The sequence below is a fragment of the Pontibacter sp. LHS2 genome, assembly GCF_058932845.1.
On record NZ_JBZYWG010000003.1, the window covers coordinates 716926 to 742742 of the forward strand.

The window sequence follows — 25817 nt, forward strand, 5'->3', positions numbered from 1 at the left end:
GAGGTTATACAGTTTCTTGAATTCTGGCTTTAATGGACAAAGCTAAGCTTTCCGGCACAATTACGCGCTTAAGATGACCACTTACAAGCCCTTTGAGGAGTTTTTGCTTTTGATGGCTTTCGAAGCAGGGAAGACACTCTTCGATGTGGGTATTAAAGTAGGACTGTTCTTCGGAGGATGCTTCCCCGTCGATCATCAGGTCCAATAATTTGGCAATCTTGTCGCATTCCGACTCATGCCCGTCTTCAGAAATTTTCTGGTGCGCTGCTTCTGTAAATTTCGATTCCATCTTTACTCAAACTCTTTTAGGTTAATCTAACTGTTATATCCCATGCTCTTCGCATACTTTTCCAACTTCTCTTTCAAAGAGTTACGGGCACGGTGCAACCTGGAGCGCACGGTACCTATCGGTATATCCAGAATTTTAGCCATTTCCTCGTAGGTGAAGCCCTCGAGATCACACAAAATGATCACAGTCCTAAAGTCGACCGGCAGTGCGTTTAAGGCGCTGGCCACCTCGTCGCCAATCAGATCCTGTACGCTTTCGGTGCGCATATCGGTAGTGGAAGCTACGCCACCCTCGCCCTCTACGTCATCCGAATTATAGTATCCCTCGACCTCACTATAGTCTACCTTGGCAGGCTGTTTGCTCTTTTTCCGGAACTCATTGATAAAAGAGTTCTTCAGGATTCGGAACAGCCAGGCTTTTGCATTAGTTCCTTGCTCGAAGTAATCGAAAAAGCGGTATGCCTTCAGGTATGTCTCCTGCACGAGGTCATTGGCATCATCTTCGTCGAGGGTGAGCCTGTAGGCAAAATTGTACAGAGGATCCAGCACAGGCAGTAACTCTGCCTCAAACCGGGCATCTTTTTCCTCTTTACTCAACTGTTTACCTGTTTGCTCGCTCATTTGACTTGATTTTGTAATTTATAAAGTCGTAATCGCGTAATTATACGCAAATATAGAAATTTTAATTACATACCTTTCTTGCCGCTTTTGGGTTGCACACGATCCACTTCGGCAGGTATAGGATGGGCAGTTATTTCACTGCACTTATTCATTTCTTTACTAGGAACATACGGAATTCCAGAACTTTCAGCAGTTAATGAGCTTTTTTTTCATCGATTTAGCCGCTAAAACTTAATTTTGCAATCCTAACCACTTAGGGCATACCCAAGCATGAGCCAACCAATATCGGTTACCATTCTCACCAAAAACAGCCAGCAGTATCTTGCTGACTGCCTGCATTCATTACGGCAGTTCGCTCAGATAATTGTATTGGATAACGGATCTGAAGATGATACACTGGCTATTGCGACAGGTTTTCCGAACGTGCAGGTGGTAGAGCACCCCTTCATCGGCTTTGGACCCATGAAAAACCTGGCAGCACAGTACGCTACGCATGAGTGGGTTCTTTCTATTGACAGCGACGAAATCCTCTCTCCCCAGTTGGCAGAAGAAATCTTGCAGCTCGACCTGCAAGATACGGGTAAGGTATACAGTTTTCTGCGCCACAACTTTTACGGAAAGAAACACATCAAAGCATGCGGTTGGGACAATGACTATGTCCTACGCCTTTACCACAAAGGCACCACCCGTTTTGCCGACTTACCCGTGCACGAACATATTATAACGGATGGCTTACAGGTGCAGCCGTTACGTGGTACTATGGATCACTTTTCCTTCAACAGCATATCACAGCTGATTGCCAAGATGGACCAGTACACTACCCTCTTTGCTAGGGAGAAGCGTTTCCGTAAAAGCTCTTCTCCAGCCAAAAGCTATTTCAAGTGGGCTTTTTCGCTTTTCAGGAACTATGTCTTGCAACGCGGGTTTCTGTATGGGTATGAGGGTATGGCTATTTCTTTCTCAAACGCTAACGGTACTTTTTACAAATACATGAAACTGCACGAAGAGAACCAGCGCCTTGGCATTAGCCTGATTGTGACAACTTACAATTGGAAAGAGGCGCTAGGTACTGTGCTACGCAGCGCTTTTCAGCAAAGTGAGTTGCCGCGTGAGATCATAGTGGCCGACGATGGTTCCCGTGACGACACACGTGCACTTGTTGAGCGTATGGCTAAAGAGTCGCCGGTGCCATTGCTCCACAGCTGGCAGGAAGACCTGGGCTTCAGAGCTGCCGAGAGTCGAAACAGGGCCATTGCTAGGGCTACAGGCGAATATGTAGTGATCATTGACGGTGACATGGTGCTACATCCAGACTTTTTGAAAAGTCATCGAAGGGCCGCCCGCAAAGACTATTTCACACAGGGCAAACGTGTGCTTTTAAACCCGGAGTTAAGTCAGCACCTTATTAATCGTGGCCCTACTCCAATTTCGCCCCTTTCATCAGGTATAAAGAACAGGCTGAATGCCACGAACTCTCCTTTTCTATCGGAGCTGTTCAGCAGGAACAAAGCGGGTATCGCCTCAATCAAAAGCTGCAACATGGGCTTCTGGATGGAAGACATTCTGCGTGTAAATGGCTTTAATGAAGATTTTGTAGGCTGGGGCCGAGAAGACAGTGAGTTTGCCATCCGATTGCTTAACAGCGGTACTAAGCGCCAAAACCTTGCCTTCGGTGGCGTGGCGTATCACCTGTATCATCAGGAAAACTCCAGACAGAGTCTTGCTGCTAACGATGCTATACTTGAGAAGGCAATAGCAGAGCACAGCACCTATTGCCCTAACGGAATTGACAAGCACATAGCATAAAATAAAACCTCGTGCTATAGCATTAAATCTCATCCTAAAACGATTAAAAAGAAATAGCAAGCATCTATTTGCAAGGATATATGGCCCATACCTGACACAAGGTTATAACATCAGGTATAGTATATAGGCAACAAAATAATAGCTTTAGAGTAATATGAATTTAAGGCTATTTTTTATCACAAAATACATCAACTTCATGTATTGTTGTTCCTAATTACTTTGCTCTCAGATGCGCCCTTTTGCTTTCTTAATATTGCTGGCAGTTTCCTTCCATGTGCAGGCGCAACAGTTCAACTTTCGTAACTGGTCGCTGGAGCAGGGCTTGCCGCAGTCTCAGGTTAATGACATATTACAGGATAATAAAGGGCAGTTGTGGATAGCTACACTGGGGGGCCTTAGCCGCTTCGATGGCTCCACCTTCCATACCTATACCAAGCGCGACGGCATGAGCAGCAACAGTATAAGCTGCCTATTGCTCGACAGCCGACAACGCATCTGGATCGGTACGACAGATAAAGGTCTCATGCTTTTCAAGGGCAGTAGCTTCAATGTATATGACACAGAGGCCGGCTTGCCACCTGGAGGTATATACAGCATCGCGGAAGATAATCTGGGTACGATATGGGCCGCCACGGATAGTGGTGTGTATTACCTGGCAAAAAATAAATTTGTTCAGCATGCTGATTTACCTCCGATCCGCTTTAATGACATCCTGTTCACTAGTACTAATGAGCTGTGGGCTGGAAGCGACTCACAGGGAGTATACAGTGTAAGACCCACTGGTATCACCCACTACACCTCTAGCAATAGCGCCCTTCCTTATAATAGCATTAACGTCTTAAACCAGTCGCCAGACGGCACTGTCTGGATAGGCACTGCCAATGGCGCTGCAACCTACCGTCTGAATAAGCTTGAGAACTTTGAGTTGCCCGCTGGAATTATAAGTCCAAACGTAAGGGATTTCACAACCGATAACTTTGGACATCAATGGTTGAGCCTGCGTCTTAATGGCGTACTCAAGTTTGATGGAAAGGATTTTCAGCACCTGACCCGCTTTAGTGGTTTGCGCACGGACAAGGTGAATTGTATCACAACAGACCGTGAGGGCAACATCTGGATAGGGACGACCGGCCATGGCCTGATGCAGTACCGCAACCCTTGGTTTGTGCACTTCTTTGACATGGGGCAGGTAAAGGAACCTGTCATATCAGCTTTGGCTCAGGACACCAAAGGCAGGGTATGGCTAGGCACGGATGACGGCTTTGCCGCTTTTATGGAAGGGGGCATCCTGAACTGGCTGCAAACCGACATTTGGCCCAAGGGTACTACGCTACACAGTATGTGGGTAGCGCACGAAGACGATGTATGGGTGTGTACCAGCAGAGGAGTATACCGCCTGGGACCAGGCAAAATATCGCATTTTGGCATCGAACAAGGTTTACCGGCAGCAGAGGTGTACCAGGCCATGCCCATGCGAAACGGCCAGCTTCTGCTTGCCACAGCGGCCGGCTTGGCCATGCTATTTCCGAACCAGCAGCTAATTAAACCACTGCATAAGCCGCAACTTACAGGTAAAGTACATGCGCTGCACCGAGACAGCAAAGGTAGAATCTGGGTTGGCGCTGAGAAAGGCGTATTCCGATATGAAAATGGCGCCGTGACTGCTGCTGCAGGTTTAGAAGAGCCTGGTTTTCGGGAAATATTGACCATTGCAGAAGACGAATGGGGCACACTGTACTTTGGAGGGTTTAATTACGGTATCATGGCCTGGCATGACAAATGGGAAACCCCTAAGGTATACAACTCCAGAAACGGGCTACCAAACGAAGGTATAAAAAGCCTGTTCGTTGATAACACAAACCATTTATGGGTCGGCACGAGCAGGGGTGTTCTAAAAGTGCAGCTCGACCAACTTCATGACCGGGGTCGTCTCAGCATCCGCAGTTATGCCAATCAGGAAGGGTTCAGAGGCTTGGAAGTAAGCAATAAGGGAATCACGCAAACACCGGACGGCACCGTATGGTTTGCCACAGCCAAAGGCCTGACGATGTATTTGCCGGATATGGACCGACGTAACCAGGTGTACCCGAACACAATCCTGACTAACATCATGCTCTTCCTGAAGCCCACAGATTGGGCCAACATGGGTTATAACACGGACTCCGCTACCGGACTGCCTGTTAACCTACGGCTGCCGCACCACCAAAACCACCTGACATTCGACTTTCATGGTATTTCGCTTTCTGCTCCCGATCGTGTGCGCTACCGCTACCGCCTTAAAGGGCATGATGACCACTGGTCGGCTGTCACGGATCATTCGTTTGCCACTTACGCGAGCCTCGATCCGGGTACCTATACCTTCCAATTACTAGCTGCCAACAGTGATGGCTACTGGACCCCTAGCCCGCTTACCTATACCTTCACCATTGTGCCTCCGGTATGGCGAAGAGAGTGGTTCATCGTGTTGCTTGTACTTATTGCTACTGGCGCGACCATTAGTGTGGTGCGATTGCGTGAAAGAAGTCTTGTAAAGCTTAACTCTCTCTTAGAGCATAAAGTGCAGTACCGAACGCAGCTGCTGGAAGAAAAAAACCGAGAGAAGGAAATCCTGCTGAAGGAAATCCATCATCGCGTTAAGAACAACCTGCAGATCATTATGAGCATGCTTAACCTGCAGGCCCGGCACGTGCAGGATCCCAAGGCCCTCGAAGTCATGCAGTCTGTCAGGGGGCGGGTCAGATCGATGGCCATTCTGCATGAGCGCCTTTATCAACACGAAGACCTGGCCTCTATTGACTTACATGCTTACATCAAGGATATCTGTGAAAGCCTGGGAGCCACCTATGGTACCGGGGAGCGCCATATTAAGGTAAAACTGGATATTCCTACGCTCATGGTGGAGGCAGACATTGCGCTTTCCGTGGGACTAATTGTGAATGAACTTGTTTCAAACTCTATTAAGTATGCTTTTCCTAACCGGTATGGGCAGATCGCCATCTACCTGCGGTCAGAAGAAAACGATGTTTATACCTTGACAGTGCACGATGATGGTATCGGATTACCAACTGATTTTGAAGAGCGGCGCAAAAAGTCTTATGGCTTACAATTAGTCTCCTCTTTAGCTAGAAAACTAGGTGGAAAGATCGATTTCACAAACAATAATGGTACAAAATCAATATTACATTTTGTTTTGGCATCGTAACTCTTTAATTTTACGTATGTGATTAATGCTATGATAAAACCAAAAATTCTCATTTCGGAAGACGAAATTATAATCGCAGAAGACCTGGCTGCCTGTTTGGAGGAGTTGGGTTACCAGACGTGTGCCATCGATTCCGGTGAGAACACTCTTGAGATGATTCGAACCATGCAACCAGACCTAGTGCTGCTTGACGTGAACCTGAAAGGCGATGCTGACGGTATAGAGATCGGCTCTAAAATACGGGAAGAATTTAACATTCCATTTATCTATCTGACTGCCTACGCCGACAAGGACACACTGGACAGAGCAAAGAAAACGGAGCCTGACGGCTTTCTGGCCAAACCCTTCGACGAGAAGAACCTACGGTCCGCCATTGAGCTGGCACTTTATAAACACGATTCCGGTCACAAAACGATAGACAATGGTGCTGGAAAGGCTGCAAAAGAAGTCGAAGCACAGACAGATTACATTTTTGTAAAGGTTAAGCATCGCATCATCAAAGTGCAGTACAGCGATATCCTGTGGGTAGAGGCATATGACAACTATTCCTTTATAGTAACCATGGATCAGAAGTACCTTGTCAGCTCTACGCTCAAAGACATGGAGCACAAGCTGCCTTCGAGTAACTTCGTGCGGGTGCATCGCTCCTACATTGCCAACCTAGATAAGGTAGAAGCACTGGAAGAAAATGCAGTCGTGTTTTCAAAAGGCGATGTACCGATTGGCAAATCTTATAAGAAGGCCCTGATGTCACGCTTCAATATCATCTGATAACAGCCTGGCAAGCCATACGTAAAATCATCGGTTGCCCTGACTCTGAAATATATGCGGAGTCAGGGCAATTAATTTACAGCGCCCGCTATATTTGTAAATTCACCTGATTTTATTCGTCATGCCCAAGGGAATCACTGTCGTTATTACCAGTTGCAACCGCTTCGATCTGCTGGAGGCCACGCTGCGCAGTTTCTTTAAATTCAATACCTATCCTGTTGAGAAGATATTGATCATAGAAGACAGCGGCGATCGCAAAGGGCTCGAAAACGTGCTGCAGAAATTTAGCTACGACAAGTTTGAAACAATTGTGAACCCAGAGCAGCTCGGCCAACAAAAAAGCATCGACAAAGCTTATAGCCGGGTGACAACCGAGTACATCTTCCACTGCGAGGATGATTGGGACTTTTTGCGCAAAGGCTTTATAGAAGACTCGCTCGCCTTGATGGAAGCTTTTCCGAAGCTAGTTACGGTTTGGGGGCGCAGTGCCAGTGAGTACCCTGCTGACTTCTTTGCAGACGAGATACAGGAGACTCAAGGTATTAGGTATAGAATAGTGAAGAAAGACATATTCACACTTAACCCCAGCCTAAAGCGAGTGAGTGATTACCGCCTGATGGGCAGCTTTGAGCAATATACGCCCGGTCAGTTCGAAAGGGAGATTTCTGATCTTTACACTAACTTAGGCTATAACGCCTTTATACTAGAGGAGCCTTATACCAATCATTTGGGTTGGCACCGCCGTATTCATTTCCGTGACAGAGCCAACAAGTACCTTAAACTTGACAATAAGTTTAAACAGGCTAAGGCTTCGGTGTACAAACTATTGAAGATGGGGAAGTTTAAGAATTAGGTATAAACAGAAAAGCCGGAGTTGATGCTCCGGCTTTTCTGTTTATAGGAAATACTACCGATTAGTATCTGTAGTATTCTGGCTTGTAAGGACCTTCTACTTCCACACCGATATAGGCAGCCTGATCCGGGCGAAGCTCGTCCAGTTCTACGCCGATTTTGCTCAGGTGCAGACGGGCTACTTTCTCGTCCAGGTGCTTTGGCAAAGTGTATACCTTGTTCTCGTAAGCCTCAGCATTTGTCCAAAGCTCCAGCTGTGCCAATGTTTGGTTTGAGAAAGAGTTGGACATTACAAACGAAGGGTGACCAGTCGCACAACCCAGGTTTACCAGGCGGCCTTCCGCCAGCACGATGATGTCTTTACCTTCGATGTTGTAGAGGTCAACCTGTGGCTTGATGGTATCTTTCGTGTTACCATAGCTCTTGTTTAACCAGGCCATATCGATCTCGTTATCGAAGTGACCGATGTTACAAACGATCGCCTTGTCTTTCAAAAGACGGAACTCCTGCTCTGTGATGATATCCTTGTTACCGGTAGCAGTCACTACGATATCAGCTTCTTTGATAGCGTCTGCCATTTTCTTCACTGCGAAGCCATCCATAGCTGCCTGAAGAGCACAGATCGGGTCGATCTCAGTTACGATCACACGGGCACCAGCACCACGAAGTGAAGCAGCAGAACCCTTGCCTACGTCACCATAACCTGCTACAACCGCTACTTTACCAGCCATCATCACGTCAGTGGCACGACGGATTGCATCTACTAATGACTCCTTACAGCCATACTTGTTATCAAACTTAGACTTTGTTACAGAGTCGTTCACGTTGATGGCAGGCATGGTCAGCGTACCATTCTTCATGCGCTCGTACAGGCGGTGAACACCGGTTGTCGTTTCTTCAGAAAGTCCTTTGATACCAGGAGCCAGCTCCGGGTATTTGTCCAGCACCATGTTAGTCAAGTCGCCACCATCATCCAGGATCATGTTGAGTGGCTTGCTCTCGTCACCGAAGAACAGCGTCTGCTCAATGCACCAGTCAAACTCCTCTGCAGTCATCCCTTTCCAGGCATAAACAGAGATACCGGCAGCGGCAATCGCAGCAGCAGCGTGGTCTTGTGTAGAGAAGATGTTGCATGATGACCAGGTTACTTCAGCACCCAGTTCTACCAGTGTCTCGATCAGCACGGCAGTCTGGATAGTCATGTGCAAGCAGCCAGCGATGCGGGCTCCGGCAAGTGGCTTGCTCGGGCCGTACTCTTCACGTATAGCCATCAGACCTGGCATCTCAGCCTCTGCCAATCTGATCTCTTTGCGGCCCCACTCGGCCAGCGAAATATCTTTTACTTTGTACTTGAGTGTTGTATCGATCATATTCTATTTTTTTCTTTTGGAAGCACAAAATTACAAAATTTCTCTATCATCTTCAACAAAACAGCACTATACAACTGAAAATCAACAGGTTTAAATCTTGTAAAATACAGAGGCCCATGCCAATGGCACAGGCCTCCTATAGGTATAGCAGTCTTCTTCGGGATTATCGGTTTATAATAACCTCAGCGCCAAGAGAGTTTGTATTGCCAGCTGGTGGCGACACGAAGCCTCTTGCAAATACGGTGTAGATGCGTCCGCTTGTTAGCTGCACATTAGGCACGGCGAGCACAACAGTTTCTGTTCCGGCCAATCGTACTTCCAGGTTGTATGAGCCAGCTGCTACAGGAGTAAAGGGAGTAGCATCTTTGAATTCACTGTTGCTGAACAGCACAGGTCCACCCGTCACAGCTATATCCACTGCAGGGGCATCAGGTGAAAGGTGTACAAAACGCACATGTGCGTTACCGGAAGCTGGGGCAGTCAGGTCATCCATCAATACCAATGGTTCGATGTTGCTCAAAGTGTTGATAGCGAACACAGAGTAATTCATGTTACGCTGCAGATCAAGGTCAGCATTGATTACAGAAGTATTAGTGCCGGCGGCATTTACTTTCACATTGCGTCGGCCAGCTGGCACTTCCAGATAACCGGTGTTATTGGGGTAAGTAAGGGCGGATGTGTTCACCTTTTCATTATCTACCAACAGATCAACGCCCGGTGCGTCAGGCGAAGCGTGTACCACCAGAACATTGGCACTTTCGATGACGGTCATATCATCGTCGTCATCATCGCAGCTTGTAAGTACCATGGCTGGCAGCACGGCCAGCATCATGATTTTCATCCATTTCTTCATAGTAGTCTAATAATTAATTAATTAAAAATTTCTTTTAGCTGTCAATACAACCAGCAGATATGAGGATTGTTTAGAGACTGTCCGTTTTTTATAGGCAAAGCAGGGCTGATTTAATTGTTATCTTTGCAGCATAGCATGAGACACTTTACTCCGGACGAGAAGGATTTTATACAGCAGCACCAGCACCGTGACCTCGCTGAGCTAATGCTGCAGGCGGGCCGTTACCCGAACTTACCTGTAGCTGAACTGGTCAAGCAAATCCAGGCACGACAAAAAGCCGCCCATAAGCTGCCAACCTGGATAGCGCACCCTGATGTGGTGTTTCCGATGGCAGTATCCGTTGAACAGACTTCTTCGGAGGCTACTGCGGCTTTTAAGTCTTCGCTGGTAAAAGGTCGATTGCTTGTTGACCTTACAGGTGGATTTGGAGTCGATAGTTTCTTTTTTGCAAAGCAGTTTGATCAGGTAGTGCATGTAGAGCAGAACAGTGAGCTATCGGAAATAGCAGCTCATAATTTTGAACTGCTGGGCGCAACCAATATAGATGCCGTCAACATATCAGCGGAAAATTTTCTGCAAAGCTTCACGGGTCGTGCTGATATGCTATACCTGGATCCGGCACGACGCGGTGACAGGCAAGAGAAGGTACATTTACTGCAAGACTGCGAACCAGATGTATTGCGGCTGCTTCCGGTACTGTTTGAGAAGGCAGATGCTGTGCTGCTCAAAACCTCCCCCATGCTGGACATTGAGCTGGCTCTGGAGCAGTTAGGCGCAGTGACTACGGTGTGGGTGATTGCGCTGCACAACGAGTGCAAGGAAGTACTATACCTGCTTCAGCCCCAGGCTGGCCCCAACCCTGTGCGCCATGCTATTAACCTGCTGCCAGACGGGAGCCTGCAGTCGCTTTCCTTCTACAAAGAGCAGGAAGAACAAACAGTTGTCAGCTTCGCCGACCCAAAAGCTTACCTGTATGAACCAAATTCAGCTATCCTCAAATCGGGTGCTTACCGGAGCGTAGCCAGCCAATTTGGCCTGCACAAACTGCATCCCAACAGCCATCTCTATACCTCCGATCAGCTTATACCTGATTTTCCGGGTCGGGCTTTTGCCTGCCAGGGTGTGGGGCGCTATCACAAAAAAGAGATTCTTTCTAAGCTTCCACAGCGCAAAGCCAATATCACGGTGCGCAACTTCCTGGAGTCAGTAGCTGACATTCGTAAAAAGACAGGTATAAAAGAAGGCGGGGACGATTATCTTTTCTTTACGACTGACATGCACCAAAAGCCAATCGTGATCTTTTGTCGCAAGGTATCCAGCTCCTCTAGGTAATTATTTTTAAAATTTTTTTGCTCTGATTAATTTTTCGGTCTCTTTATAAAATCCAAGCCTACGTTTGGCTATCCATCCACATTTCCCTTCTCAATACGTTCTTCCACAGCTACATACGCCCTCTGTTATACTTACATAACACTATATACCCATACTTTCTAATGTCGGTTTTATTACCATACCAACTTCCCTAACACCCACCCTAAATCCTTAACTGTTAAAATCTTACCTCGTAAAAAAGAGGGCTTCCGGGTAATCCGGAAGTATCATGTTTAACTTAAATACACATAAGCTATGAAACGTAATAATGAAGATAACCTGAATCAGGATCTTAATCAGAACCAGAATAGAAATCAGAATCAGAATAACAATCAAAACCAGCCGAGAAACGAGTCTGGTGAATTTGAAAGCACTTCCCGTTCTCAGAACAACCCAATGAGTCAGAGCGGCCAGGGATCGCAAGCAAGCAGCAGCAACCAAGGTCAGGGCTGGCACGGTGATTCAGAAGGACATGCACAGGCTGGCCGTCAGAGCCATAAGAACGACAGTTCGTCGTCATCTACTAGCAATAGAACATCGCAAAGCAACCAGACCCAGGCAAGAAGCAGCAACCAGTCGCAAGGCAGTAGCAGCCAAAACCAGGGACGTGGCTGGCATGGCGACTCAGAGGGACATGCAGAAGCAGGTCGTCAGAGCAACAAGAATGACAACAACTCAGGGAACAACAACTCTGGCTCTAGTAACAACAATTCCTAATATAGTTTAGCTGAATATATTACAGAAAGGCCCGTGGCAGATGCTACGGGCTTCTCTGTTAGTACTAACCAGCGCTAACAGGCTTCGTAAACGAAGTATGAAACACCAATTGTAATTGAACTAAAATTTTAAAACGATGAAAAACGAGAAGGATAAAAAGAACATGCAGTCGGGCAAGGACCAGACTGGTTCTAAAAAAGACATAGGCAATGACCTGCACAAGGATGCGGTAGGCAAGACAGGTTCAAACAACCCAACACCACAGGCCCGTACTGACAACGAGCAGAAAAAGAAATAAACACTCAAATTAAGATACATCCAAAAGCCCCGGCTATGTTGATCAAAATCAGCTTAGCCGGGGCTTTTGGATGTTATAAGCAGCGCTGTATTTGTGCCTCTATTCTTCTTGAATAGTTTAAATTTTTAAAGCGATTAGTTAGACAGAATAAGTTTTTTATTATATATTATTGGCTTAATATTTGTTCCGATCGAGTATCACCTGTAAGCCAAGCTATGCGCAAACCTCTACACCTATTATCGCTTCCTGTCGTTGTATTACTCCTCGCATTCAGTTTCAAAAAGGCCAATAATGATGACCTGATTTCACGCATAGCGCTCCAACTTCAGAAGTTCTATACCTTATATCCACAGGAGAGCATATACCTGCACCAGGACAAAACCCTTTACAGCCTCGGCGAAACCATCTGGTTCAAAGCCTATGCCTCACAGAACGCAACTGATAGCCTGAGCACGGTGCTCTATGCAGATTTAGTGGGTCCAGATAACAAGGTGCGCCTCAGCAGAAGGCTTAACCTGAAGAACGGCATGGCACATGGTGACTTCTACCTCCCCGACACGCTTTCAGAGGGGCTCTACCAGATCAGGGCATATACCAATTGGATGCGTAATGCTGATCCGCAGTACTTCTTTACCAGAGAGTTCAGCATTGCCAGTCCTTCCCTGACAGAGGCCAAAGCCAGCATCTCATTTGAGACAAACACTTCTCCCGCCGGCGATTCCATTGTGACGAGTTTGCAATTTTACAAACATCCGTTTGAACCGCTAAAAAACCTGAAACTGAAAGCACAGCTGGTGTTGGATGGGAAGAAAGGAAAGCTTAGCAGCCTGGAGACCGATGCACAAGGTATAGCCAAACTTCCACTCTTCTTCAGCGCCGCTCAAAGCGGCACTGTGAAGGAAGCGCTTTTGATGGTGCAGTCCGATGACAAAAGCAACCCGTTTCAGCGTAGCTATCGCTTACCGGTAGGGCAACCGGCCATGGATTTGCAATTCTTTCCGGAGGGAGGGCATTTGGTGGCCGGTATACCTTCGCGGGTAGGTTTTAAGGCAGTGGGCATAAGCGGTAAAGGCATGAATGTAACAGGTACTGTGCACGACCAGCAGGGCAACACGGTAATGGACTTTAAGAGCGAGCACCTGGGGATGGGCGCCTTCACATTTACTCCTGAACCTGGCAAGACTTATACCGCCCAGGTAAAACTCCCTACCGGACGCCTGGCCAGGTATAAGCTACCAGAGGCAAAACCAGAGGGTGTCGTGCTACAGGTGGTGAAGCACAGTGAGCAAACCGTTAATTTCCGGATAGAGCAGAATTTCAAGAACTCAGCTCAGCCTGGCCCTATGTACCTGATTGCACACGCAAACGACAGCCTGCTGTTTGCGGTGAGGGCCAATGCCGATAAGAAAGTGTTGGAGTCGGCTATACCTGCTGCCAGGTTTCCGGCAGGGCTTATCCATTTCACCCTATTCAACGCTGAAGGCAAAGCACTCAGTGAGCGACTGGTCTTTGTGAACCAACCACCGCAACTCCAGCTCAATATCACGACAGACAAGACAACCTATGGTAGAAGACAAAAAGTAACCATGCAACTGGAAGCCCATGACACGAATGGCAAACCAGTGGCAGGCAATTTCTCACTCGCCGTGCGCGACGCTCTGATTGACCTGAACCAGCAGCCTTACGAAAACAACATTTACACGCAGCTATACCTGCAGGGTGAGTTAAAAGGCACCATCGAGCAGCCAGCTTACTACTTTGACAAGAAGCAGCCGCAGGCACGCCGCCACCTAGACCTGCTGTTGCTTACCCAAGGCTGGCGACGCTTCGACTGGGGCGATCTGCTTCAGGATAAGCTACCGGCTATCTCATACTCGCCGGAGCAGAGTCTCTCGTTTTCGGGACGAGTGGAAAAGGAGCTTGGCAAGAAGACACCCCAGAAAAGCAACCTAACCCTGATCTTTACCCCAAACGCAACTCCTAAAGACACTGCACCTGCGCTACCGAGTCTGGTGATGGCAGAGACTAATCCTGATGGCAGTTTCCGGTTTGTAGGACTTAACTTCGAAGACACACTTAAGGTGTTTATACAGGCAAGAACACTTAAGGGGAGCAATAATCTACTCATTCACCTGGACCAATTAACCAAGCCTTCACCGAACTTTCAGGCATTGGAAGGAGCAACTATCTCTCCCGAGCAGATTACAGACTACCGCAGGCGCATGAGCGACTGGGCAAAAGCAGACCGCCAGCACCGCCTCACAACAGGTGCCATTCAGCTGAAACAGGTAGATATAACGGCTAAAAAGCAAGACTTCAGCAACGATCACCGCATATATTTTAAGGAAAACGCTGATGCTCGTATTGAGTTGGATAAGTTCACCGTAGTTTACCCCCATGTGCTGCAGTACCTGGCAGGCCGGGTAGCAGGTGTGCAGGTAACAGGCTCCGGCTCCGAAACATCTGTAAGTATACGCGGTGGAGGGACACCTCTGTTTGTGCTGGATGGGATGCGTGTAGAACTCGAAACAGTTAACATGCTCGATCCCTCTGACATTGAGGCAATAGAAATACTGAAAGGCGCCAATGCAGCCATTTTTGGTGCTTCATCAGGCAGCGGTGTGATTGCCCTTTTTACTAAAAGAGGAAACCCCAACTACAATTATGCGAAGGAGAAATCACCCGGGACGATTACTTTCAAGCTAGCTGGTTACAACAGGCCCTCGGAGTTTTATTCGCCGCGCTATGATGCACCAGAGGATCGTCACAACTTACCTGACTACCGCAGCACTCTGCACTGGCAGCCGAACGTCACCACCGATACCAATGGCAAAGCGACTATTACGTTCTTCACATCGGATGTCATTACGGAGTTTGTGGCAGTGTGTGAAGGTATGGCCAGGCAAGGTATGGTGGGTACGACCACTTACCGTTTCGGCAGCGAGACACGCATACAACCCTAGCTTACTTCTTTCGACTGACCCATTTGTTGCCTTTCAGCCAAAATCGCCAGGGCAGCAGAGCGTCTTCACCGGCATAGTCTATCCCGATGCGGGGGCCGATGGCCATACCTTCGGCGGGCACGGCGATGCCTTTGTCTTCTATCCAGATGGTATCGCCGGTGAGTGGTGCGCCGTAGTGGCTGCGATCTATACCTAACGCAATGCTCATCACACCGGGTCCTGCTGTGAGATTGGGCTTCGGTGTAGCCATATTGCGACGCAGCAGCATTTCGGCTATACCTTCAGTCGGTTCGATGGCTCGCACCAGTACGGCATCGGCGCTCCCTTCCACATTCGTAATGATGTTGAACAGGTTGTACATGCCATACACCAGGTATACATAGGCTACACCACCTTCGTGGTACATGATCTCAGTGCGCTTCGTTCGGCGGTTCATGTGGGCATGGCAAGCCTTGTCGTTTGTGCCGGAATATGCCTCTGTTTCCACGATCATACCGCCAGTAAGGATGCCATCTTGCTTTGTGTAGAGGTATTTGCCCAGTAGGTCCTGTGCCACCTGCACGACATCTGGTCGGGTATAAAAGTCTTTGTTGAGTTTCACTGTTGAATCAAGAATGGTGAATAAATGATTAGTACGTCAGTTTTCATACGAACATGCACCAGATGTGAAGCAAATGGAGGCTGTGCCGTTTATGAATGTGCTCTTGAGCCTTTGAAGCTCATTTCATCGTCCTGCATCTATAATTAATCAGTACTCATATCACCCTACCCATCAATCATTCATCTTTATTCATTACCTTTGCCCTCAGATTGGTGGCTTTGTTGTATCTCATACAAAGCCTTAAAAGGGAAATAGGTGTGAAACCTATGCTGTTCCCGCAACTGTAATCTTCTTAAAAAGGGTAAGCCAAAACCACCGCCACTGTGCCGCACAACGCATGGGAAGGCTGGCTGACCTGAAGAGAGCCAGGAGACCTGCCAGTCCGACCAATATTGTCGTATGCTTTCGGGTAAAAAGCTGCACGGCCTTCGCTATACCTGCGCGCGCTGTTCCTGCCTATACCTGCCTGCATGCTTCGGGATTTAAGCAAGCGTATACGTGGCAAAGTTTCATTACCGTATTTTATCGTGCCTGGCTCTATTGCTAGGTATAGCACCGGCTGCCGTGGCGCAGCAGGACACGACGCTGTACCACTTGCGCACTGTCGAAATATTCGGCAAGCCTGCTGAGGTTTTTGCATCCGGCAGCCGCGTGAGCACACTCGACAGCAGCTTTATCCAGACCTATACCTCCGGCTCCATAGCTGATGCGCTGCAGGCCCGCACTCCTCTCTTCCTGAAAACGAACGGCCCAAGCGGTATTGCTACCCCTTCCTTCCGGGGAACCAGCGCGACCCATACCGCCGTACTCTGGAACGGACTCAACATCAGCCAGCCTGCACTTGGGCAAAGTGATCTGTCTCTGTTGCCTCTGAGCAGCATCGGAAGCATTGCGGTGCAGCATGGGGCGGCAGGCGCCACATATGGCAGCGGGGCCATCGGAGGGGCTGTGTTGCTCAATTCTCCAACCCAGCAAGCGCCGGGCTTCGGTGCGGATGTATTGCAGGAAGTTGGCAGTTTTGGCCGGTACTTCTCCAACGCCAGCGCCCATTACAGCGGACAGAAAATTTCAATCGGGGTAAGCGGCTATCATTTGGCAGCAGAGAACAATTTTTCTTTTAGGGATTATGGCCGCATCGGGGCGCCACCCCGTCGGCAGGACCAGGCCCAGGTGTCGCAGCACGGCTTTACGCAGGACCTCACCTGGAGGCTCTCCCCGACTACCCGACTGGCTCTGCATGGCTGGTATACCTATGCCAACCGTGAAGTACCCCCAGCCCTTGGCGCCGCCAATACCAACGCTGAGCAGCTCGATCGCAACCTGCGCCTGATGACGGAGCTTGCCCATAGCAGCAACTGGGGAGAGACTTCCGTGAAAGCTGCTGTCTTCAATGACTACCTCCTCTTCACGGACAACAGCAACCACTCCACTACCTACATTAATACCTACCAGTTGCAGGCTGAGCAGACCTATACCTATGCCCAACGGTGGAGCCTACGCGGCGGTCTTAACCTGCAGCATTTCACTGCCGATGTGCAGGGCTACGGTCGACAGGTAACAGAGGACCGCGCCTCCGCTTTCCTGCTCTTTCGCTACGACCCGAGCAAGCGACTTGACCTGAGCCTCAACATACGCCAGGCTTTTGTGAAAGGCTATAACCCAACACCGGCCCCTACCCTGGGTGCCAACTGGCTCATGCTACAACAAGACCAACACCGGCTATACCTCAAAGGCAATGTATCGGGCAGCTACCGGGTACCGACGCTAAACGAGCGTTTCTGGCAACCAGGCGGCAATCCGGATATCAAACCGGAACAAGGCTGGAGCTATGAAACCGGGCTACGCCACCTCTACACTTTCGGCCCAGTACAGCTTGAATCTGAAGTATCTGCCTACCGCATGCTGGTGGACAATTGGGTGCAGTGGATGCCTATGCCCGCTGGCTATTGGTCTCCCCGCAACTTACAGAAGGTTCGCTCACAAGGCATAGAGCTTAGCAGTCGTGCCAGCACCACACTCGGCGACTGGCAAGTGGCCGCTACGGGTGCCTATACCTATACCTCTTCAGAGCAGGTCAAGGCCTATGAAGGAAACCAGGAACTGAACCGGCAACTGGCGCACGTGCCGTTGCATAAAGTACAGTTAGGATCTGATATTACCTTCCGCTCCTGGTCGCTGTTTGGCAACCTGACGCATACCGGCCTCCGCTATACCGACAACAGCAACTCCGGTAGCCTACCCGGCTATACCTTGCTCAGCCTTGCAGTGCACAAGAAGATCAGCCTCGCCCAGTATCAATTTGTCGCCTCGGTGCGCAGCGATAATGTGACCGACCTCGAGTATACCGTGCTCGAAAATATGCCTATGCCGCCTCGCAGTCTGGCAGCCAGCTTACGCTTTCTTATACCTTAATTAAATATCCATACCTCATCAACATGAAAAACATTACCCGCTTCCGCAGCTACTTCCTGTCAGCTGCCTTTGCCTTTGGTGCAATCGCTATCACCTCTTGCGACAAAAATGACGATGGCCCCGCCGGTGAGTACGCCCGCAATGGTGTCCTTGTCGCCAATGAAGGTGCGTTTAATAAATCAACTGCTTCGGTTAGTTTCTATAGCCACGACAGCAAAACAGTGGAAAACGAATCTTTCAAGAAGGTGAATTCTCCGCTTGTGCTGGGTGATGTGCTGCAGCACATGGTTCAACAGGGCGACAGGCTATACCTGGTGATGAACAACAGCGGCAAGGTAGTGGTCACCAATGCCAATACCCTGAAAGCGGAAGGCGAGATCGCTGGCCTGGAGGCGCCACGTTACTTTGCGGCCCTGAACGATGACAAAGGTTACGTAACGGAGTGGCTTGGCTACGATCCGGCAACCTATGTGTATGGCAACGGACGCGTAGCCGTGGTAGACCTCAAGACGCTGACTGTTACAAAAACCATCACGGTGGGTGTGCAGCCAGAACAACTGGTATTGAAGGGCGGCAAACTCTACGTAGCCAACAGCGGTGGAAACACAGTAACCGTGATCAACACTGCGACCGATGCTGTAGAAACTTCCATAACAGTGAACGCCGGACCAAACAGCCTGGCCCTGGATCGTAACAATATGCTATGGGTGAGCAGCCGTGGCGTAAAAGCGTACGACCCGACTGATTGGTCAGTGAGCGAAGAGAACAGCACACCTGGCTCTTTGGCCAAAATCAATACGGGAAGCAATGCGGTGATGACGACACTTACCTTCACTAAAAATGCGCCATCACCAGGTAAGCTCACGCCAACTCCTAACGGCGACAAACTGTATTATGTGTTCAATAACAAGGTATGGGTACAGGATGTCAACGCTACGACTTTGGCTTCTCAACCCCTTATCGACCGTGGCAAGTATGTGCCTTATGGCTTCAACGGACTAGGTGTAGAACCTGCCAGTGGCACTATCTATGCCGGTAAAGCGACAGACTATACCTCCAATGGCTGGGTGGTACGCTACAATGCACAGAACGGCGCAGCCATAGACTCCTTCCGGGTAGGCATAGCCCCAAATGGCTTCGTATTCCGGTAATACATCCATTTATTAGAAAGCACAATGCCCGGCGCTCAGTTAGTGAGCGCCGGGCATTGTGCTTTTATACCTATACGGTATTACTGGTTAGGATCAGGCTTTAAATTTTTATCATAGCGTTTCTGGCGGTCTCCCTCCTGGTTGAAGGCGCTGTCACCGATAGCGGTGCCCTCACGGCCTTCGTAGATATTCTCGTAGTTTTGGGTTGTATCACCGTAAATTCCTGCTTGGCCCTTTTCTTCCGGACCTATTCGATCTTCTTCCTCCGGATACTCTATTTCGCTTCGCTCCACATTTGTCTCGCCGGGCTCAGTACCTGTGTTACAAGCTGCCATACCTACACCCATAACCAAAGCCAGTGCAGCAGCCGTTGTTTTTATTGATTTCATAGTTATTTCATTTTAGATTTTCAAAGTGCCATGCCGCATAAGAGTATAGCTCTTTAATGTACGACCGGCCTACAATTAGAGTTAAAAAAAGCTACGCACACCCTCCGTTTGACGTATGACATAAAGCACTAAAACATGAAAGCATCATGATCGAAAAAAATAAACCTGACCAGGAAAAGAGCACAAAGGAAATGTCTTCGGACGAGAATAAAGTAGAAGACCAGAAACAGACACCACCGCCTCAGGGCACGGGGGCAAGCAACCCAGACCATACAAAGGATGACAGCTCTGACGCCGAAGCACAAAAAGGGCATGCCTGATAACGCAGCTATCGGGTTAACCCTTAACTTTGCGACTATACCTGATCTGCCATGAAAAAGAAACTGATGAACCCGGTCCTGAAGCGCAAGCTGTTGGTTATCTTCTTGCTATGCCTGCTGACAGCGTCAGCCCTGCAGCTTTATACCTTCGGATTCGCTGACAACTTTTTTATAAACTGGCTACGCATGTTCGTAGTCCTCTTTGTAATGGTGGCAGGTATGGTGCTCGCCATAGTGCCGGGAGCTCACTTTATTGTCAATAAAATCTCAGATACGCTTCGGTAAATGTGATCTGTAAAGAATATCCACTATAAACGAAAAGCCCGTGATAGTATCACGGGCCTTTTGTTTTGGGGAACAATTGAAACACTTACACCATCACAAGCCATTGCTCCAGGTTATCAAATCATGAAACATAATTTCAACAATTCAGACCTTAGCTTTTACGCCTAGAAGCATTCAACTATAGATGATAATAATGCAAATATAGAGATATTTAAATTGATTTATATAATTAAATATCGCTTTAATGCATAAATAAATCAATGTTATACCTGCCATTTCTTAAGCCTCTCATTTACAACAATTCCAGACTGAACCCTGCTTGTACCAGAAGTGTTAAGCTGGCAGTAATTGTTTAGAAAGCGCAGCAGAATCACTAGTTTTGCAGTCTGCCTGCAATTGGCGCCTCTTATTTTAAGCTATCAGAATTGAAAAAACCGTCCATACTGCTCATTACGCCGCCACTTACGCAGCTCAACACTCCTTATCCCGCCACGGCTTACATCAAAGGCTTTCTCGGTGGTCAGGGTTACTCTGTTACGCAGGCTGACTTTGGCATTGAGCTGGTGTTGCGCATGTTTTCCAGAGATGGTTTAGCGCGCATTTTTGAGGCAGTAGAAGCAGGCGACTTTGAACTGTCGGACAACAGCCGGCGCATGCTGCGTCTGAAGCGGGAGTACCTCAACACTATTGAGCCCATCATCCGTTTTCTGCAAAACAAGGACAACACCTTGGCTCAACAGATCAGCTACAGCCGCTACCTGCCCGAGGCTTCCCGTTTTGATCAGGTGGAGGACATTGACTGGGCTTTCGGAAGCATGGGCATCACGGACCGCGCCCGCTACCTGGCCACGCTATACCTGGAAGACCTGGGTGACCTGATCAAAGAGACCATTTGCCCTTATTTTGCCTTCAGTCGCTACGCTGATAAACTGGCCATGTCTGCCACCTCGTTTGACCCACTGGAAGAAGCCCTGCAGACAGAGCCGAACCTGGTAGATCAGATGCTACTGGAATTGCTGGAGGAGCGCTTGCAAGAGGTGCAGCCGGATGTAGTAGGTTTCTCTATACCTTTCCCCGGCAACCTGTATGGCGGCCTGAGGCTGGCACAGTATATTAAGCAGAAGTATCCGCATATCCATACCCTGATGGGCGGCGGCTACCCGAATACAGAGCTACGAAGCCTGCGGGAGCCGCGCCTGTTCAAATACATCGACTTCGTGACGCTGGATGATGGCGAAGGCCCCTGGCTGAAACTGCTGGAATACTTGCAGGGCGAGCGTCAGCTGGATTTCCTGCAGCGCACATTCATGCTGCAAGATGGCAAGGTAGAGTTCATCAACGGCTGTCTCGATAAAGATATACCTCACACCGAAGTAGGTACACCCGATTACAGCAACCTGCCTTTACAGGACTATTTGTCTGTTATCGATGTGATCAACCCGATGCACCGCCTCTGGAGCGACGGCCGTTGGAACAAACTAACCGTAGCACATGGCTGCTACTGGAAACGCTGCTCTTTCTGCGACATCACCCTCGATTATATTTCCCGCTACGAAACAGCTCCGGCAACCTTGCTCGTGGATCGCATTGAGCAGATCATTGCCCAGACCGGTCAGACCGGCTTCCATTTTGTGGATGAAGCTGCGCCACCTGCCGCGCTGCGTGATCTAGCCATTGAGCTAATCCGCCGTGGCGTGAAGATTACCTGGTGGGGCAATATCCGCTTCGAAAAGACTTTTACGCCCGACCTCTGCCGTTTGCTGGCTGCTTCAGGCTGTATAGCCGTGTCGGGTGGATTGGAAGTGGCGTCCGATCGTTTGCTTAGCCTCATGCAGAAAGGTGTGAGCATCGCGCAAGTGGCCCGCGTGACCGATGGTTTTACACAGGCTGGCATCATGGTGCATGCTTACCTCATGTATGGCTTTCCAACGCAAACAGCTCAGGAGACAATTGACTCGCTGGAAGTGGTACGGCAGTTGTTCCTGAACGGCGTGATCCAATCAGGTTACTGGCACCGCTTTAGTATGACAGCCCATAGCCCGGTAGGCAAACACCCTGAGAAATTTGGAGTGGTGAAAGTAGGTCCACCAGAAGGAGACTTCGCCAACAATGACCTCTGGCACGAAGACCCGCAGGGCACTGACCACGAACTTTTCGGCCAAGGCTTAGCGAAAGCCATTTACAATTATATGCACGGCGTAGCACTGGAAGAGCCGCTTTCTTTCTGGTTCGACTTTAAAGTACCACGTGTCACCACTGACCGCAACCTGATTGCTAAGGCCATTCAGGAGCCGGCTAAACCAGACAGTGAGCGTAAGCTGGCCCGTGTGTTTTGGCTGGGCAATGTGCCTGAAATCGACTTCATGATGTACGCTAAGAAGGGGCAAACCATTGAGCGCTGTGTACTGACTTTCTATGAAAAAGCAGAAGACTTCCAGATTAAAACTACCGCGAATATAGGGCAGTGGCTGCTGGAGCAACTTACGCTGCTAAATGCAGAAGATGCACCGGCCACAACGCTGAAGCAACTGGAAGAGACTTATCCGTTGGATGCGCATTTGAACTTCACAGAGTTTCTGGCCTCTCCGGTTTGGTTTGAATTAAGAGAGAAGGGATTGTTGCTGTTGTAATTGGAAAACACGGTATGCGATACCTACTTTATAGACTTTTGCCGCTTATATCCTTGATAAGAGATAATGATTAATAAAGCAGAAAAGGCACCTCATCGGCGCCTTTTCTGCTTTATGTCTGCTTGGATATTAATTGACTATAGTAGATTTCACAAGTGGCGTGTAATCAAGCCCATATCGTTTTGCATACTCTTTCATGGGCTCTAGACCAACCTCGGCACGTCGCTTATCCACATTTACTTCATCTTCTATAGGGAAAAACTCCATCTTATTTGTCTCGTAATTTTGTCGCAGCTGACTCCCGTATAGCTGTGGCTTATTTTGTCCGATCAGTACCCGGTCTTCTGTAAGTGCTAAGCTGCTCTTTGGTAACTCACCCTTCTCTGCTGCCTCCCGCATTATAGGTAGATAACGCAACTGAGTATCCAGTTCTGCATGCTGGATTACCAACCAGACTGCTCCACTTGCTGTTGATCCTACCATACTTTTCCCAGGCCAGCCGTGTTCTTCAATAATGGCTAGAACCTGCTTCAAATTCTCCTTATCAGCTGCCTGCATTTGTTTTATCAACTCCGTAAACTGCTCCGACTGCGGACCATGCTCCTGCTGTACCTTGCCGATCATGCGTCTGTACTTCTGATCATTTTCATAGATCTGCTCCAGCTGCGCCTTCAGAGGTTTGTTGTAGTTAGCCTCTGCTTTATCCACATTGGCTTGCAGCTGTTGCACGAGCTTAGCCCAGCGTTTGTCGCTGTGAAGACTATTGAGATCAGTGTCCTGCTTCAAGTGGCCTATATTGAGATAACCTTTGTCGATGGCTTTGCCAAGATGGGTAAAAGCTTTGTTCTTATCGCCCGCCAAAGCCCAGGAACAGGCAGCATTGTAATAATCTGTCGTACTCCCCTTCCCGTCTTTCAACACCTGATCATATAACTGCCCGGAGCCTTTGTAGTCTTTAGCCTCATATTTTACATTTGCTTCAGCAGCAGATTGTGCCAGTGAAACAGTACTTATGCTGCCAGCCAGCAACAGATAAAAGAGGAGCGTTTTCATAGATTTTCAAGTTTGTTTATCAACCTAAGCTACACAAATTTTATAATATATATACCTTATCAAATACTTTATCCTACTACAACAACTACTTAAGAATTTCAATCAGGCCAACAGGTAACAAAAAATCCGCACGATTGGCTACTGCTAATCGTGCGGCTTCCCCAATGAAAGTAATTTCAGCGTTAGTTGTTCATGTACTTGTCTCGCACAGCTTTAAATTCCGAGCCTGCTTTCCATTGCGGCCACTCCGAAGAACCAGCCAAACGGCTGCCAACCTGGTATAGCAACTTCAAATCCTCGACAACCCCATCCATTTTGTAATCAGGATGTATCTGGTCAGATGCTTTGTGGTAGTAACTAGCGTAGTACTCGTCCAGTTTCTTCTTCCCGGCCTCTTTACCGCCGTCCACCAAGTCGACACCCGGGCCGATGAACAGCGCCGGTATACCTATTTTGGCAAAGTTAAAGTGATCGGAACGATAGTACAGACCTGCCTCCGGATTCTCCTCAGGTGCGATGTAACGGCCTGCCGCTTCAGCCTCCGCGGTGATGTAATCTTCCAGCTCGGACTGGCCTGAACCGTATAGCACCACATCCTTGGTCTTACCATAAGGGTTCATCATATCCATGTTGATGTTGGCAACCGTCTTCTCTTTCGGGAACACCGGATTCTCAGCATAATAAGCCGAGCCCCATAGCCCTTGCTCCTCTGCCGTTACCGCCAGAAATACAACTGTGCGCTCCGGCTGTATTGGCTGGGCTTTAAATGCCTTGGCTATCTCCAACAGGCCGGCCACACCACTGGCATTATCTACAGCACCGTTGTAGATGCTATCGCCTGCCGCATCAGCTTTTCCTATACCCAGGTGGTCCCAGTGACCGGTATAGATGATGGTCTCGTCAGGGCGTGTGCTGCCGGTGATCTTGGCAATGAAGTTGGAGGTTTTGTCGTAGCGGGTCTTCACTTTTAGCGAAGTACTCGCTTGTAGGTTCAGCGGGAAAGGTTTATTGCCTAGCTTAGACGCCTTGCTCAGTACAGACTTATAATCCATACCTGCAGCGGCAAAGAGTTTCTCAGCTATCGGGGTGGTGATCCAACCTTCCATAGCGCACTTGTAGGTTTCGCGGCCGCGGCTGTCAAGGTACATCTTAGAAGTGTTCCAGTTATTCTGCACTACCTGAAAGCCATAGCCAGCTGGCTCCGTATCGTGGATGATCAAAGCACCCTTGGCTCCCTGACGAGCTGCCTCTTCAAATTTATAAGTCCAACGACCATAGTAGGTCATGGCTTTGCCTTTGAACACAGCCGGGTCTTGGGTATAGAAACCTGGATCGTTCACCAGCATCACGACAATTTTGTCTTTTACATCCAGACCTGCATAGTCGTTCCAGTTATACTCAGGTGCTACAACGCCAAAACCCACAAACACCATTTCTGTAGGATCGATGTTGATGGCCTCGTCTGTGCGTCGGGTCCAGATCACATAGTCATTGCGGCCTTCAAGTTTCAGTTCCTGCTGCTTGCCTTTGATGGTCATGGTTGGGCTAGCAGTCGTGTTTACCTCTACCATCGGCACCTCCTGGAAATAGCTGTTGCCGTTTCCGGGTTCTACACCAAGCGCCTTGAATTCCCGCTCCAGATAATCCAGTGTTTTCTGCTCTCCGGAGGTGAACGGCTTGCGGCCTTCCATATCATCAGCAGCCAGGGCAGTCAGGTAGTTGCTGTAGCTCTCGGTTGATAACGCAGATACGGTTTCGGAACTGGCCTCTCCTGTCTCAGGGTTGGAAGATTGGCAGGAGGCAAGCATCCCAGCCATAAGGGCAGGCATCAAAATAGGCTTGATTCTTTTTATCATAATGATGT

21 protein-coding genes and 1 riboswitch are annotated in these 25817 nt (G+C 48.7%); of the genes, 13 read left to right on the forward strand and 8 right to left on the reverse strand.

Features of this window, described 5'->3' with window-relative positions:
* Positions 1–4: 4 nt before the first annotated feature.
* Both AC5FX6_RS16500 and AC5FX6_RS16505 read right to left on the reverse strand, forming a co-directional pair.
* Positions 5–289 (reverse strand): zf-HC2 domain-containing protein, encoded by a 285-nt coding sequence (locus AC5FX6_RS16500; protein ID WP_493598059.1) that lies wholly within the window; start codon positions 287–289, stop codon positions 5–7.
* Positions 290–315: 26 nt separating this feature from the next.
* Complete coding sequence (locus AC5FX6_RS16505) at positions 316–909, reverse strand: sigma-70 family RNA polymerase sigma factor (protein WP_007653448.1); 594 nt, start codon at positions 907–909, stop codon at positions 316–318.
* Positions 910–1179: 270 nt separating this feature from the next.
* Between AC5FX6_RS16505 and AC5FX6_RS16510 the strand changes: the two genes are divergently transcribed.
* The 4 genes from AC5FX6_RS16510 to AC5FX6_RS16525 all read left to right on the forward strand — a co-directional run bounded on the left by AC5FX6_RS16510 (position 1180) and on the right by AC5FX6_RS16525 (position 7541).
* Positions 1180–2715, forward strand: a complete 1536-nt coding sequence (locus AC5FX6_RS16510) for a glycosyltransferase family 2 protein (protein WP_493598060.1) — start codon at positions 1180–1182, stop codon at positions 2713–2715.
* A 253-nt stretch (positions 2716–2968) separates the two neighbouring features.
* Positions 2969–5917 carry a two-component regulator propeller domain-containing protein gene (locus AC5FX6_RS16515; protein ID WP_493598061.1) on the forward strand — a complete coding sequence of 983 codons (2949 nt, stop codon included), beginning with the start codon at positions 2969–2971 and terminating at the stop codon, positions 5915–5917.
* A 30-nt stretch (positions 5918–5947) separates the two neighbouring features.
* Entirely contained in the window at positions 5948–6688 is a 741-nt protein-coding gene (locus AC5FX6_RS16520; RefSeq protein ID WP_493598062.1) for a LytR/AlgR family response regulator transcription factor, read from the forward strand.
* Between the two features lie 121 nt (positions 6689–6809).
* On the forward strand, positions 6810–7541 hold the full coding sequence (locus AC5FX6_RS16525; protein WP_493598063.1) for a glycosyltransferase family 2 protein: 732 nt from the start codon (positions 6810–6812) through the stop codon (positions 7539–7541).
* Between the two features lie 61 nt (positions 7542–7602).
* On the opposite strand, the gene ahcY is transcribed toward AC5FX6_RS16525, so the two are convergent.
* Positions 7603–8910, reverse strand: a complete 1308-nt coding sequence (gene ahcY, locus AC5FX6_RS16530; protein WP_493598064.1) for an adenosylhomocysteinase — start codon at positions 8908–8910, stop codon at positions 7603–7605.
* A 163-nt stretch (positions 8911–9073) separates the two neighbouring features.
* On the reverse strand, positions 9074–9763 hold the full coding sequence (locus AC5FX6_RS16535) for a DUF4397 domain-containing protein (protein WP_493598065.1): 690 nt from the start codon (positions 9761–9763) through the stop codon (positions 9074–9076).
* Positions 9764–9898: 135 nt separating this feature from the next.
* On the opposite strand from AC5FX6_RS16535, the gene AC5FX6_RS16540 reads away from it, so the two are divergent.
* The 4 genes from AC5FX6_RS16540 (at position 9899) to AC5FX6_RS16555 (ending at position 15112) form a co-directional block, all read left to right on the forward strand.
* Entirely contained in the window at positions 9899–11095 is a 1197-nt protein-coding gene (locus AC5FX6_RS16540; RefSeq protein WP_493598066.1) for a THUMP-like domain-containing protein, read from the forward strand.
* 294 nt (positions 11096–11389) lie between these two features.
* Positions 11390–11851 (forward strand): hypothetical protein, encoded by a 462-nt coding sequence (locus AC5FX6_RS16545; RefSeq protein ID WP_493598067.1) that lies wholly within the window; start codon positions 11390–11392, stop codon positions 11849–11851.
* A gap of 136 nt (positions 11852–11987) precedes the next feature.
* Entirely contained in the window at positions 11988–12149 is a 162-nt protein-coding gene (locus AC5FX6_RS16550) for a hypothetical protein (protein ID WP_493598068.1), read from the forward strand.
* Positions 12150–12364: 215 nt separating this feature from the next.
* Entirely contained in the window at positions 12365–15112 is a 2748-nt protein-coding gene (locus tag AC5FX6_RS16555) for a TonB-dependent receptor plug domain-containing protein (RefSeq protein ID WP_493598069.1), read from the forward strand.
* A gap of 1 nt (position 15113) precedes the next feature.
* Here AC5FX6_RS16555 and AC5FX6_RS16560 read toward each other — a convergent pair whose 3' ends face one another.
* Positions 15114–15713: a DNA-3-methyladenine glycosylase gene (locus tag AC5FX6_RS16560; protein ID WP_493598070.1), complete on the reverse strand. Its 600-nt coding sequence runs from the start codon at positions 15711–15713 to the stop codon at positions 15114–15116.
* Positions 15714–15906: 193 nt separating this feature from the next.
* Positions 15907–16109, forward strand: a riboswitch (cobalamin riboswitch).
* Between the two features lie 102 nt (positions 16110–16211).
* On the opposite strand from AC5FX6_RS16560, the gene AC5FX6_RS16565 reads away from it, so the two are divergent.
* Together AC5FX6_RS16565 and AC5FX6_RS16570 are read left to right on the forward strand one after the other, a co-directional pair.
* A complete protein-coding gene (locus AC5FX6_RS16565; protein WP_493598071.1) occupies positions 16212–18125 on the forward strand; it encodes a TonB-dependent receptor plug domain-containing protein in 1914 nt (637 codons plus the stop codon).
* Between the two features lie 23 nt (positions 18126–18148).
* Complete coding sequence (locus AC5FX6_RS16570; protein ID WP_493598072.1) at positions 18149–19276, forward strand: DUF5074 domain-containing protein; 1128 nt, start codon at positions 18149–18151, stop codon at positions 19274–19276.
* An 80-nt stretch (positions 19277–19356) separates the two neighbouring features.
* On the opposite strand, the gene AC5FX6_RS16575 is transcribed toward AC5FX6_RS16570, so the two are convergent.
* On the reverse strand, positions 19357–19665 hold the full coding sequence (locus AC5FX6_RS16575; RefSeq protein WP_493598073.1) for a hypothetical protein: 309 nt from the start codon (positions 19663–19665) through the stop codon (positions 19357–19359).
* A 146-nt stretch (positions 19666–19811) separates the two neighbouring features.
* On the opposite strand from AC5FX6_RS16575, the gene AC5FX6_RS16580 reads away from it, so the two are divergent.
* The 3 genes from AC5FX6_RS16580 to AC5FX6_RS16590 all read left to right on the forward strand — a co-directional run bounded on the left by AC5FX6_RS16580 (position 19812) and on the right by AC5FX6_RS16590 (position 22900).
* Entirely contained in the window at positions 19812–19985 is a 174-nt protein-coding gene (locus AC5FX6_RS16580; protein ID WP_493598074.1) for a hypothetical protein, read from the forward strand.
* A gap of 51 nt (positions 19986–20036) precedes the next feature.
* Positions 20037–20270 (forward strand): DUF2798 domain-containing protein, encoded by a 234-nt coding sequence (locus AC5FX6_RS16585; RefSeq protein ID WP_493598075.1) that lies wholly within the window; start codon positions 20037–20039, stop codon positions 20268–20270.
* 425 nt (positions 20271–20695) lie between these two features.
* Positions 20696–22900 carry a B12-binding domain-containing radical SAM protein gene (locus AC5FX6_RS16590; RefSeq protein WP_493598076.1) on the forward strand — a complete coding sequence of 735 codons (2205 nt, stop codon included), beginning with the start codon at positions 20696–20698 and terminating at the stop codon, positions 22898–22900.
* Between the two features lie 129 nt (positions 22901–23029).
* Here the strand turns inward: AC5FX6_RS16590 and AC5FX6_RS16595 are convergent, their stop codons facing one another.
* Positions 23030–23953 carry a DUF6624 domain-containing protein gene (locus tag AC5FX6_RS16595; RefSeq protein WP_493598077.1) on the reverse strand — a complete coding sequence of 308 codons (924 nt, stop codon included), beginning with the start codon at positions 23951–23953 and terminating at the stop codon, positions 23030–23032.
* A gap of 182 nt (positions 23954–24135) precedes the next feature.
* On the reverse strand, positions 24136–25809 hold the full coding sequence (locus tag AC5FX6_RS16600) for a M28 family metallopeptidase (protein ID WP_493598078.1): 1674 nt from the start codon (positions 25807–25809) through the stop codon (positions 24136–24138).
* Between the last annotated feature and the right edge of the window lie 8 nt (positions 25810–25817).